This is a genomic window from Falsiruegeria litorea R37 (assembly GCF_900172225.1).
Classification (GTDB): domain Bacteria; phylum Pseudomonadota; class Alphaproteobacteria; order Rhodobacterales; family Rhodobacteraceae; genus Falsiruegeria; species Falsiruegeria litorea.
Map to the genome: position 1 here is coordinate 90,317 of NZ_FWFO01000003.1, position 12,983 is coordinate 103,299.

Genomic DNA, 12,983 nt, shown 5'->3' on the forward strand with positions numbered 1-12,983 from the left:
CCCTACTCCCCGTAAGGCACCCAGATGTTCTTGATCTCGGTCGCAGCCTGAAGGAACTTGCGGCTGTGGTCCACGCTCCAATCGGTTGCCGTGGCGTTATTCACCCAGGTCCGTTTCAGATTGCCCGCCGCCGCCTTTTCGATTTCGGCAGACACATCGCTGGACGAGAACGACCAGACCGCATCGACATTCAGGTGCGAGGCCAGGGGCTTCGCCAGCTCGGCATGGCTGCCGGTCAGAATGTTCACGACACCCGCAGGCACGTCCGAGGTTTCCAGGATCTGGTAAAAATCGGTCGCCGCCAGAGGATATGGCTCACTTGCGGCCAGAACCACCCGGTTGCCCATGGCAATTGCAGGCGCCATGACGGACACGAGACCCAGCAAAGGTGCCTCATCCGCACATAGCGCGCCGATCACACCTGTGGGTTCTTTCATCGCCAATGCAACACCCCGGATCGGGACACCGTGCACCTGACCGTCGTATTTGTCCGCCCAGGCCGCCGCGGTGAACAACCGCTGGATCGAGGTTTCGACCTCTTTCGCGCCGGTTGTCTTGCCGGTCATGGCATCGATCCGATGGGCAAACTCATCCGCCCGGGCCGAGAGGTTTTCGCCAATGAAATACAGGATTTGCGCCCGCAGATGGCCAGTGGCCTTGGCCCAGCCCTTGGCACCCGCTGCGGCCTCAACCGCGTTGCGCACGTCCTTACGGTTTGCCAAGCCCACATGGCCCAACAGGCCCGACTTGCCATAGATCGGTTTGGAGTAACCGCTGTCAGGACGCGCCTGTTTGCCGCCGACGTACATCTTGGCGGTGCGGTCGATTGGGTCAACGGGCGCGCCTTCGCCTGCGATGGCTTCAACTTTGGCCAACGGCTTGGTCTTGCCCTTGGACTTGGTATAGGCGCTCAGACCCTCCCAGCCACCTTCGCGACCAAAGCCACTTTCGCGGACGCCGCCAAATCCGGCGGCTGCATCAAAGAGGTTGGTGGCATTCACCCAGACCACGCCCGCGACCAGCTTTGGCGCGATGTCGAGCGCCAGGTTCACGTTCTCGGTCCAGACGGTGGCTGCCAGGCCATAGCGCGTGTTGTTGGCCAGCTCGACCGCCTCACCCGGTGTGCGGAAGGTCGAAGAAACCAGAACCGGGCCAAAGATCTCTTCCTGCATCAGCGGGTCGCTGGTTTCCAGACCGGTGATCAGGGTCGGTGGGAAATAGCAGCCGTTTTCCGGCATGTCGCACGCGGCTTGATAGAGCTCACCGGCGGTGTTGCTTTCGACCATGGCCTTTATGGTCTGCAACTGGACCGGGTCCACCACCGCACCCACGTCGATGCATTTGTCGAGCGGGTTGCCGATGCGCAAGCCATCCATGCGCGCGCGCAGTTTGGTGTGGAACCGATCCGCGATCCCCTCTTGCACCAACAGGCGCGAACCGGCGCAGCAGACCTGGCCCTGATTGAACCAGATGGCGTCCACCAGACCTTCGATGGCTGAATCGATATCGGCGTCGTCAAAGACGATGTAGGCGGACTTGCCACCCAGTTCGAGCGTCAGTTCCTTACCCGAACCCGCCGTTGCCTCGCGGATGCGACGACCCACCGAGGTCGAGCCGGTAAAGGCGATCTTGTCCACGTCCGCGCCCACGATCATCTCACCCACGGCGCCATCGCCGGTGACGATGTTGACCACGCCCTTGGGCAGGCCCGCTTGGATGCAGATGTCGGCGAACAGCAACGCGGTTAGCGAGGTGTATTCGGCGGGCTTCAGAACCACGGTGTTTCCCATGGCCAGTGCGGGCGCGATCTTCCACGCCAGCATCAGCAGGGGGAAATTCCACGGGATTATCTGACCGCAAACACCCAAAGCTTCCGCATCAGGCAGCTCGCTCTCCATCAACTGGGCCATGCCCGCGTGATAGTAGAAATGCCGCTGTGCCAACGGGATATCTATGTCACGGCTTTCGCGGATCGGTTTGCCGTTGTCCATCGACTCGAGCACTGCGAACAAGCGTGAATGTTTTTGCAACAGGCGCGCAACCGCATAGAGGTACCGCGCACGGCCCGCACCACCCAGGCCTTCCCATTTGGGTTGCGCCTTGCGGGCGGCATCGACGGCTGCATCCACGTCCGTCTGTGACGCCTGGCTCAGGGTTGCCAGAACTTCGCCCGTCGCAGGGTTGCGGCTTTCGAACCCATCGCCGGGTTTGGTGAAGGCGCCATTGATGAAGTGACCAAACCGGTCGCCTTGATCCACCAGCCAAGCCAAAGCCTCGGCGGCACTTTCGGGGGCGGGGCCATAATCCATGGTCTCAAAGATCTCTTTTACAGACATGCGTACTTCCTCAGCCCATGGAGTGACGGTAACCGGCGGAGTATGCCCCGGTGACATGGTGTTCCAACTGGCGTTCGATGTCGCCCAGCAGCGACGAAGCGCCAAAGCGGAACAGGTCAGGTTGCAGCCAGCGATCACCCAGCTCGTCCTTGATCAGCGACAAATAAACCAGTGCGTCTTTGGCTTTTGAAATGCCACCTGCGGGCTTATAGCCGACGCGATAGCCTGTGCGGTCATAGTAGTCGCGGATGGCCCGAATCATCACCAGTGTAACTGGCAAGGTGGCGTTGACGCTCTCCTTGCCGGTCGAGGTCTTGATGAAATCTGCCCCCGCCATCATGCACACCAGCGAGGCGCGCGCGACGTTGCGCAGGCTGCCCAGCTCCCCGGTTGCCAGGATCGCTTTGACGTGGGCATCACCACAGGCTGCGCGGAATGCCTTCATCTCGTCATAGAGGGCCTGCCAATCACCCGACAACACGTGACGGCGCGAGATCACGATGTCGATCTCTTCCGCACCTGCCTTCACGCTCTCTTCGATTTCGGCCACACGCAGGTGAAAGGGCGAGAGGCCTGCAGGAAAACCGGTCGACACAGCCGCCACCGGAATGCCGGTGCCTTTGAGGGCGTCCACAGCGGTTTCGATCATGTCGTGATAAACGCAGACCGCGCCGGTGGTGATCGCGGGCATATCCATCGCATCCAGCAGCGCGCCCGAAACAGGTTGGCGCGCCTTGGCACACAGGCGACGCACGCGGCCCACGGTGTCATCACCCGACAACGTCGTAAGGTCGATCATGGTGACCGCCTTGAGCAGCCAGGCCGCCTGATAGTCTTTCTTCACCGACCGGCGTCCGGGCAACGTCGCGGCCCGGCGCTCGATGGCTGATGTATTGGCCTGCACGGCCCGCACCCAATCCAGGTCCAGCGCGGTGCCTGGGTTTCGGGGTTCCGTGACAAGCGGCAGATGCGCGGTGCGCACAGGTGTCTCAGCGCTTTGGGTGCTCTGCGATTCCATCTGATGCATCCTCTGAGGAGTTAGAGGCGCAAAATCGCATGGGTGCGGCATATTGGCAAGCGACGGACAGCTTCTGACGGCGCGTTTTTTGACCAAATGGCAAAAGTTTTTGGATGGGGCGCGCGTTTCGCCCCATCCATTTGGTTTTCAGCCCTGTAAGATCAGACTTTGACCCGCTCGGACTTGGGATCGTACATCGGCTTGAGCGAGGCTTCGGCTTTGACCCGTGTGCCCATGACGTCGATCTCATAGGTCGAAGCCAGCACTTCGGCCGCAGTTTCGCCTTCGCAGGGCACGTATCCCAGACCAACGGCGGCACCGAGGTGGTGGCCGTAAGAACCGGAGCAGAGGTAGCCCACGATCTCGCCATCCCGGATCACCGGTTCGTTGTGATAGAGCAGCGGCTCGGCGTCGGTCAGCTTGAACTGCAACAGGCGGTTCTTGAGACCTTCTTCTTTCTTGCGCAGCACCGCATCGCGACCGATGAAGTCCGGCTTGTCGGTCTTGACCGCAAAGCCCAGACCAGCCTCAAGCACGTGATCCTCGGCGGTGATGTCGTGACCGAAGTGGCGGAAGCCTTTTTCGATCCGGCAGGTGTCCATCATGTGCATGCCGCAGAGTTTCAGGCCAAGGTCCTGACCCGCTTCGTGCAGCACTTCAAAGGCGTGGCCTGCCATGTCGGAGGAGACATAGATCTCCCAACCCAACTCACCCACATAAGTCACGCGGTGCACACGGGCCAAGCCCATGCCCAGCTCGATCTCCTGCGCGGTGCCGAACGGGTTCACCTCGTTCGAGAAGTCGTTGGGCGAGACCATCTGCAACAGCTTGCGCGCGTTGGGGCCCATGACGGCCAGAACGCCCTCACCCGCGGTCACGTCAGTGATCACCACGTCGAAGTTGCCCTGGTTGCGGCGCATCCAGGTTTCATCCGCCAGGCGGGTCGCCGCCGGTGTGACCACCAGATAGGCGGTTTCCGACATGCGCGTGACGGTCACATCCGCCTCGATCCCGGCGCGGCTGTTCAGAAACTGGGTGTAAACGATCTTGCCCACGGGCACATCGTACTGACCACCACCGATGTAGTTCATAAAGGCGCAAGCATCGGGGCCTTCGACGCGGATCTTGCCGAAGGACGACATATCGTACATGCCGACGTTTGTGCGGATCGCGTTGTGCTCTTCGGCGACGTTGTCGAAAAAGTTCTGGCGCTTCCAGCTGTATTCATACTCGGGCGTCTGACCTTCGCGCGCGAACCAGTTGGCGCGTTCCCAACCAGCGATCTCACCAAACACCCCGCCGTTTTCCTTCAAGTGGTGATGGAACGGTGTGCGGCGCACACCGCGCGCGGTGGCCTTTTGACGGAACGGGAAGTGGTCGGCGTAAAGCAGACCCAGCGTCTCTTTCGAGCGTTCGAACAGATACTGTTTGTTGCCCTGGAACGGCTGCATGCGGCTGATATCCACATCGCCCAGGTCAAAAGGTTTCTCGCCGCTGTCCATCCACTCGGCCAGCGCATGACCCGCGCCACCGGCAGATTGGATCCCGATCGAGTTGAAGCCCGCCGCAACCCAGACGTTGTCCATCTCGGGCGCCAGCCCCAGGTGATAGGCGTCGTCGGGGGTGAAGCTTTCGGGGCCGTTAAAGAAGGTGTGGATACCGGCCTCTGCCAGCATCGGCATCCGCTCACAGGCTGCTTCCAGGATCGGTTCAAAGTGATCGAAGTCTTCTGGCAGCTGGTCGAATTCAAAGGTGTCGGGGATGCCTTTCATCGCCCAGGGTTTGGCGTTGGGCTCAAAGGCGCCCAGCAGGATCTTGCCTGCGTCCTCTTTGTAGTATGCGCATTCATCCGGAACACGCAGAACCGGCAACTGGGTCAGACCGTCGATGCTTTCGGTCACGATATAGAAGTGCTCACAGGCATGTAGCGGCACGTTGGTGTTCGACATCCGACCAACCTCGTGGCCCCACATACCTGCGCAGTTCACGATCATGTCGCATTCGATGTGGCCGCTTTCCGAGCCGTCGTCCGAAGCCCAATCGACGCCGGTGACCTTGCGGCCTTGGCGCACGATATTGGTGACCTTGGTGCGTTCCTTGACGATGCCGCCCCGCTGACGTGCGCCTTTGGCCAGGGCCAGAGCGATGTTGGCCGGATCACCCTGACCGTCAAGCGGCAGGTGTACAGCGCCTTTGACATCTTCGACGTTCAAGTGGGGATAGAGTTCGGCCACACGCTCGTTCGAAATCTCGTGAACTTCGACGCCAAAGGCACGCGCCATGGCCGCCTGACGGTAAATCTCTTCCTTGCGCTCTTCGGTCAGCGCCACGGTGATCGAACCGTTGCGCTTGAAGCCGGTGGCAACGCCGGTTTCCGCTTCCAGCTCGCCATACAGCTCCTGGCTGTATTTCGCCAGTTTCGTCATGTTCGCCGTCGCGCGCAGCTGCGCGATCAGGCCGGCCGCGTGCCAGGTGGTACCACTGGTCAGTTGCTTGCGTTCCAGCAGAACAACGTCGTTCCAGCCTTTTTTGGTCAGGTGATAGGCCACCGAGCAGCCAATGACGCCGCCGCCGATGATGACCACGCGGGCCTTGTTGGGAAGATCAGCCATTTTTTCTCCGCCTCAGATTTCTGCGCGCAAGATTGGCACATCGAGGCGACGAAAAATCCACAAAAAGCGTCAGGGAATCCGCCAAAATCACCCGAGAATTAGCCGGGCAATGACCGCCTCTGTCGGCGCAGAACAAAGGGCGTTATGCCGTAAAAGCTTTTGTAAACCGCTGAAAATCCGTTGGGAAAACCACAAGCCAGACCGATTTCACGCACGCTCATGGTGGTGTTCAGCAGCAGGTTGTTTGCCTTGGCGAGCCTCATTTCCCGATAGAAGGTGTTCGGCGTCGCCCCCAGATAGGTCTTGAACTTACGTTCCAGCGAGCGATTCGAAAGTCCCAGCGCGGCGACGATTTCATTGATCGGAACGGGGTCTTCGACATTGGCCTGCATGATCTTGATGCATTGATCCAGCTTGTCGTCCCCCGTGGTCGTTGTCTTGACGCCCGAAAACGGCTGCTGCGAGCCAAAGTCGCGGATCTTTTCGTGCAATAGGATGTCGGCCACCGTCATCCGCGCCGCGCCCGAGATATGCCGCCCGATCACCTCAAGCGTTACGTCCACGGTTGCGCCCATGCCAGCACAGGTCACGACAGGCCCGTTTTCAGTGGCAATCGAGAAATTTGCGTCAAACGCGCCCGTCCGTTCGCGCAGAAAGGCCGAGTTTTCCCAATGGGTGGTGTGGGTTTCAATCTCGCCATTGTCGTGGATATAGCGGCTGGCGGCCTCGGCCAGCAGGAACACTTGTGCGCCGCGAAAGGTGTAGTCGGATACTTTACGACCAAGCGCCAGATCGGGACAGTCCGGGTCAGCGTTGCCGATGACAAAGACGTAATCCGCATTGGGTTGGCTGATCATGCGCTCGGTCGAAACGATCGCACCCGAGCTGCTTTCGATCATCCCGCCCGACAGCGAGCGATAGGTCCAGGCAAATGGGGGCGTCGGGCAGACGCGATTGGCCAGGCGGATGACATCAACGACGCCTGCCAGTTCAGTCAGGACAAAGCCATCCGCCACGACGATATCGAATTGCCATTGGCGATTGGTGTCCGACACCAGATGCAGTTTGTTCTTTCCACCCATGTCGCCGCCCCTCCTAGACGATCCGATGCCCTGCATCCCGCAATTGACGTGCCAATTCTGCAATGTGCGCCGGTCCTACTTCGCAACAGCCACCGACAATTGACGCCCCCTGTGCGACCCATCCCATAGCATGTTCCGCATAAGCCTCTGGCCCAAGGTCGGTTCGCTGCTCCAACGCATCAACGGTTGGGGCATCTTTCAAGAACCCCTCACTGATGCGGGTAAAGCCATTTGCATAGGCCCCGAATGGGCGGCCAAAGCCCTTGACGATATCCAGCGCTGCAGGAATCGCCTCGGGGCGCGAACAATTGATAAGCACCGCCTCGGGATCAAACCGCTCAACCAATGCCGCAATGTCTGCCAACGGCTCGCCCGAGCGCAGATGGGTGCCGTCATCATCCATGACTGACAGGGCCAACCAGACCGGCTTGTCCGTGCCTTCAGCCCCACGCAGAGCACCTTCGGCTTCTTGCACAGAGCACACGGTTTCCAACAGGAACAGATCCACGCGATCTTTCATCATGTCCGCCAGTTCACCGAACTTTTCCGCAGCATCATCCAGATCAGGTTTCAAATCCGGTCGGTAAGACGCCAGCAGGGGCCCCAGAGAGGCAGCAATTCGCCCGCTCCCCTGACGGGCGCGTTCGGCCTGGGACACAGCACATTCGATCAGATCAGGCAATTGGTCTTCCATGTCGACACGCACCAACCTCGAACGATGAACCGCGTAGGTGTTGGTTGTGGCGACCGTGGCGCCTGCGTCGAAATAGGATTTGTGCACATCCCCCACCAATTCGGGATGGTCAATCATGACGCGGGTGGACCAGAGCGGCGTCGCCCGGTCACCGCTACGCTTGACCAGCTCTTGCCCGATTGAGCCATCCAGAAGAGTAATGTCAGCCATTCAAATGTCTCCTTAGGGGATCAGCACCAGTTTACCCGGCAGCGTCTTGCTTTCAAATTCCGCCTGGGCCTGAGCGATATCGCGAAGCGGGTAGGTTTTCGAGATCAAGGGTCGGATTTTTCCGGCGTTCATAAGCCCGACCAGTCGGCCAAAAACCTCTGCCGATTGATAAGTGCAGCCGTGTATCGTGATGTCGCGCAGATAAATTTCGCGCAAATCGGCCTGCACCATCGGCCCTGCGATGGCGCCCGAACAGGCGTAATGCCCACCAGGCTTCAAGGCCAGGATAAGATCGGCCCAGGCTGCCCCGCCGACCACGTCAATGACCACATCATAGGTGCCATTTGGGAGAGGCGCGCCGCGATCAATAGTGCTTGATGCGCCCTGCCCCAAAACAATCTCGGCCTTGGATGCGCTGGTCACACCGGTCACAGTGGCCCCTCGCAACGCGGCCAATTGAACGGCCGCCAGCCCAACGCCACCCGACGCCCCGGTGATCAGCACCTGATGACCGGCGGTTACGCCTGCGCGGGTCAACAGGTTCTCGGCCGTTCCAAACGCGCATGGAATGGCGGCAATTTCCTGATCAGAGAGAGGGGAGGTCGAAACATCATACAAGTCGTCCGCCTCAACCAGGCAATACTGTGCAAACGCACCATCCATCTCGGACCCCAAAGCGATGAAACCTTGCGGATTGCCCGTACGCGGGCGCGGTAAGTTGATTGGACAGGTCACGCGCTGCCCCGGTTCAAACCCAGTATCAGAACCAACTGCCACCACATGACCACACAGATCACCACCTTGGATGCGCGGAAACGCCAGCGCGCCACCCCATCCGCCTGCATCGACGTCCTGATCCACGTCCGAGGTCGCCCCCGTCACATCCGACGAATACCAGCCCACGCGCGTGTTGATGTCCGTGTTGTTCACACCCGCCGCTGCAACGCGTACCAAAACTTGTCCCGGTCCGGGCGTTGGCACGGGAATGTCTTCACGCCAGTCCAGCATCTCTGGCCCGCCATGGCCGGTCAGGTAAACGCCCTGCATGGTGTCGGGAATGGTCACCGGTTCACTCCTTGTCATCAGGGTGTGGCGGCACTGGGCCCAGTTGAACGATGTCATATTTGGCGTTGAGCTCGGCCATCTTCGCCTCGTCCGCAAAGTCGGCCTCAGTCATTGTTGCCAACTCGGCCAGAAACAGATCGAACCCCGCCGGTTGAAAGATCATCAACATCCGGGCCGGTTGGCCATGAGCCACGCGGCACGCATGTGGCACACCCGGCGGCACATGCAGCGTCGCTCCAGCCCCACACCGATGCCAATCGCCATCGACGTAGAAATCGATCTCTCCCTCCAAGACATAGAACGTCTCGGCATGGGTGTCGTGGCGGTGCAACCCCAAGGCAAAGCTGGCCTTGAGGTTGTCTTCCATCAATGTATACGCCCCGCCCGATTGCTCGGACGAGACTTTGACAAAGGTATGGTCGTTCTCCCAGTCATAATTCGGGCCTTCCCCGACCCGGTTCAGAGTGTAGCGTTCGGCCATACCTTGTCCTTTCTCAGAGCATCATGCGCGCAGACGCTCGTTTGCGGGATCCCACAGCGGTTGGTCTTCTTGTACCACGGCGCGACATTTCTGACCGTAGATTTCGACCTCCAGTTCGGTGCCCGGCTGTGCCAGCTCGGCGCGCACCATGCCCAGCGCAATGGACTTGCCAACGCGGTAGCCCCAGCCGCCACTGGTGGTTTCACCAACGATCTCGTCACCTGACCAGATGCAGGACATATAGGGCGCGTCCGCATCCCCGGCCTCAACCGTCAGCGTGACAAAGGACTTCTTCACGCCCTGCTGCCTTTCGTTCTGGATAGCGGCCTTTCCCGGGAAATCCTGCGGCTTGTCAAGCTTGACGAACCGGCCCAGACCACCTTCGAGCAGTGAGTAATCGGTGCTCAGATCACCTTTCCACGCGCGATAGCCTTTTTCCAGACGCAGGGAGTTCAGCGCATACATGCCGAACGGTTTGGCGCCTGCCTCCAGAATGGCTTCGTAGATTGCGGGCATGTCTTCGTTTAGCGCGTGCACTTCCCAGCCCAGCTCGCCAGCAAAAGACACGCGCACCAGATGCGCAGGACGGCCCGCTACGGTGGCAGCCTGATGGGTCAACCAACCGGTCGACAGATCGGCATCCGACATGCCAGCCAGCAGATCGCGCGATTTGGGGCCGGTGACGATCAGCGTGTCGCGGGTGGTGGTGACGTCCATAACGGTCACACCTGCGGGCATTGCGTTCACCAGGATATCTCGGTCATGCCACTGCGCGGTTGCAGCGGTGATCATCACGAACTCATCCTCGCCCAGACGCATGCAGGACATTTCAGTCAGGATACGGCCACGGCTGTCCGAGACATAGACCAGGTTGATTCGGCCAACCTTGGGCAGGCCACCGGTGACCAGACCGCGCAGCGCCTCGGCCGCGCCTTCCCCGCTCAGGTAGAACCGCGAGAAACCCGGCAGGTCGAGCACGCCAACGCCGTCACGCACGGCTTCGCACTCTTCCTTGATACGTTGCTCCCACGGACCCGAGCGGCCCCAGGTGTGCGTTGCTTCCAGCGAAGTGTCGTCGCCTTCTTGCGCAAACCAGTTCGCACGTTCCCAGCCGTTGTAAACCCCCATGACGCCACCGAGCTCTTTGACCTTGGCGTGAACCGGCGACAGCTTCTTATCGCGCGCGGCTGGCCATTCGTGGTGCGGGAAGTGCATGGCATATTCGTTGCCGTAAACCTCCATGCCCTTCTGGTTGCAGTAATCCTGATCGGTGTAGTCGGTGTAGCGGCGCGGATCGACGGCCCACATGTCCCACTCGGTGTGACCGTCAACGATCCATTCGGCCAGCACCTTGCCGGCACCGCCACCCTGGGCGATGCCAAAGGTAAAGGTGTGCGCCTCAAACGCGTTCTTGACGCCGGGCATCGGGCCGATCATCGGCAGGCCGTCGGGTGCGTAAGGGATCGGGCCGTTGATGACGCTGCTGACGCCGGATGTCTGCATCAGCGGCACGCGTTCCATGGCGTCCGTCACGATGTCTTCGATCCGGTCCAGGTCTTCCTGCCACAGCTGGAAGCTGAAATCCTCGGGCATCTTGTCGTCGTCGCTCAGCCAGTGGCCTTTGCAGTTCGGTTCATACGGGCCCAGGTTATAGCCGTGCTTTTCCTGACGCAGGTAATAGGACACATCCACATCCCGGATCAGAGGCAGCTTGCCGCCGTGTTCCTTGGACCAGGCCTCGACCTCGGGGATCTGTTCGGTCAGCAGGTACTGGTGCTCCATCACCATCGACGGAACGGTGCGACCGCCGTAGGGCAAGAACCATTCGCCAATACGCTGCGCATAGTAACCGGCGGCGTTCACCACATAATCACAGGCGATGTCGCCCTTATCGGTGTGAACGGTCCAGGTGCCATCGTCGTGCTGCGTCACGCCGGTCGCCGGGCAGAAGCGGATGATCTTTTGGCCCATATCGCGCGCGCCTTTGGCCAGCGCCTGTGTGACCTGTGCCGGGTCGATGTCGCCGTCCGAAGGATCCCACAAAACACCTGCCAGGTCATGGGTTTCAAGGAACGGGTAACGCTCTTTCGCCTCTTCGGGCGTCCACATCTCCATCTCGATGCCTTGATAGCGACCCATCGACATGGCGCGTTCGAATTCCTGCATCCGCTCTTTGGTATGCGCCAGACGGATCGAGCCCGACTGGTGATAGTTCATCGGGTAATCGACCTCTTCGGCCAGCCCGGAATAAAGCTCGGTCGAATAGCGCTGCATGTTCATGATCGACCACGAGGTCGAGAACGTCGGCACGTTGCCCGCAGCATGCCAGGTGGAACCGGCGGTCAGCTCGTTCTTTTCGAGTAGAACGCAGTCGGTCCAGCCTTTTTTGGCCAGATGATACAGCGACGAACAGCCGACAACGCCGCCGCCGATGATGACCACACGGGCCTTGGTTGGGAAATCAGACATGATGCTCCTCATTCAGTCCTTTTGCGGCAAACCGTCCGCAATGTCGTAATAATCGCCCTTTGAGGCGGTGAAGATGTGCTTGGACAGTTTCAGGCCCGTAGGTCCGTCCACTGCGCCAAGCGCAAAGCTGGTTGTGTCTTCGTCGCGGGCCTTCCAGAACAGGAATGACCCACAACGCGGGCAACTGCCGCGTTTGGCCAGATCGCTGGCCTGGTACCAGCTGACGTCGCCGGTGATCATCAGTTCGGTGTCGGGCACATAGGCCGACGACCAGATACCGCCCGATTGCTTGCGGCACTGGCCGCAATGGCACATCGATGTGCCTTGCGGCGTAGCCGCGGTTTCAAAGCGGATGTCTCCGCACAGGCAAGATCCCTTGATCATTGTGCTCCCCCTGTTTGTGGCGCGCCGCTGGCCCCCAACAACACCCCGTAGATGATGAAACAGACGGCCATGACCCGACGCACCGAAGTGTTGAACACGGCACCCAAAGCAGCACGCCCCATGATCGCGCCCAGCAAGGTGAACCCGGTGTAGCTGAGTGCTGTTAGCGCCAGTGCGGTTGGCATGATCACCGTCATCTGTCCCCAGATCGGGACATCCGGCTGCACGAACTGTGAAAACGCCGCCAGATAGCCCGCGACGCTCTTTGGGTTGATCGTCGCCACGGCCAAAGCGTGCAGATAGACCTGCCGCGCCGGGCGCACTTCGGAGGGCGCGGGTTTACTTGCGTTGATCCAGCCGCGAATGCCCAGGTAGATCAGGAACCCGGCCCCGATCATCTTGGCCACTAAAAAGGCGGTCGGAGACGTGGCAATCAAGGCAGTGACCCCAAGTGCAGAGAGGACCAGAAACGCACAGGCCTGCGTGAGGATTGCCAGCACTCCGACCATGGCCCGCGTGAACGGCAGGCTCATCCCGTTGGAAATGCAATTCACCGCGTTTGGTCCCGGCGTGGTGACAAAGACCAGCCAGAACAGCGCGAATATGGTCCAGGCCTCAAAACTCATCAGTAC

General features: G+C 60.2%; 10 protein-coding genes. All 10 read right to left on the reverse strand.

Annotation, left to right across the window (positions count from 1 at the left end; all coding sequences use genetic code 11):
• Positions 1–2: 2 nt before the first annotated feature.
• Complete coding sequence (locus tag TRL7639_RS16750; protein WP_085797022.1) at positions 3–2,336, reverse strand: aldehyde dehydrogenase family protein; 2,334 nt, start codon at positions 2,334–2,336, stop codon at positions 3–5.
• A gap of 10 nt (positions 2,337–2,346) precedes the next feature.
• Positions 2,347–3,354 carry a deoxyribose-phosphate aldolase gene (deoC, locus tag TRL7639_RS16755; RefSeq protein WP_085797266.1) on the reverse strand — a complete coding sequence of 336 codons (1,008 nt, stop codon included), beginning with the start codon at positions 3,352–3,354 and terminating at the stop codon, positions 2,347–2,349.
• A gap of 161 nt (positions 3,355–3,515) precedes the next feature.
• Positions 3,516–5,966, reverse strand: coding sequence for a GcvT family protein (locus TRL7639_RS16760; protein ID WP_085797023.1), 2,451 nt, complete (start codon positions 5,964–5,966; stop codon positions 3,516–3,518).
• Positions 5,967–6,064: 98 nt separating this feature from the next.
• The gene (locus tag TRL7639_RS16765; RefSeq protein ID WP_085797024.1) at positions 6,065–7,048 is read right to left on the reverse strand and encodes a GlxA family transcriptional regulator; all 984 of its coding nucleotides are present in this window, start codon (positions 7,046–7,048) and stop codon (positions 6,065–6,067) included.
• A gap of 13 nt (positions 7,049–7,061) precedes the next feature.
• A complete protein-coding gene (locus TRL7639_RS16770) occupies positions 7,062–7,952 on the reverse strand; it encodes a homocysteine S-methyltransferase family protein (RefSeq protein WP_085797025.1) in 891 nt (296 codons plus the stop codon).
• A 12-nt stretch (positions 7,953–7,964) separates the two neighbouring features.
• Complete coding sequence (locus TRL7639_RS16775; RefSeq protein WP_110647174.1) at positions 7,965–9,011, reverse strand: alcohol dehydrogenase family protein; 1,047 nt, start codon at positions 9,009–9,011, stop codon at positions 7,965–7,967.
• Positions 9,012–9,021: 10 nt separating this feature from the next.
• Positions 9,022–9,498 (reverse strand): cupin domain-containing protein, encoded by a 477-nt coding sequence (locus tag TRL7639_RS16780; protein ID WP_085797027.1) that lies wholly within the window; start codon positions 9,496–9,498, stop codon positions 9,022–9,024.
• A gap of 21 nt (positions 9,499–9,519) precedes the next feature.
• The gene (locus TRL7639_RS16785; RefSeq protein ID WP_085797267.1) at positions 9,520–11,967 is read right to left on the reverse strand and encodes a GcvT family protein; all 2,448 of its coding nucleotides are present in this window, start codon (positions 11,965–11,967) and stop codon (positions 9,520–9,522) included.
• A gap of 12 nt (positions 11,968–11,979) precedes the next feature.
• Positions 11,980–12,351: a GFA family protein gene (locus tag TRL7639_RS16790; RefSeq protein ID WP_085797028.1), complete on the reverse strand. Its 372-nt coding sequence runs from the start codon at positions 12,349–12,351 to the stop codon at positions 11,980–11,982.
• The gene (locus TRL7639_RS16795) at positions 12,348–12,977 is read right to left on the reverse strand and encodes a LysE family translocator (RefSeq protein WP_085797029.1); all 630 of its coding nucleotides are present in this window, start codon (positions 12,975–12,977) and stop codon (positions 12,348–12,350) included. The genes TRL7639_RS16790 and TRL7639_RS16795 overlap by 4 nt, the downstream gene beginning before the upstream one ends.
• Positions 12,978–12,983 lie beyond the last annotated feature (6 nt).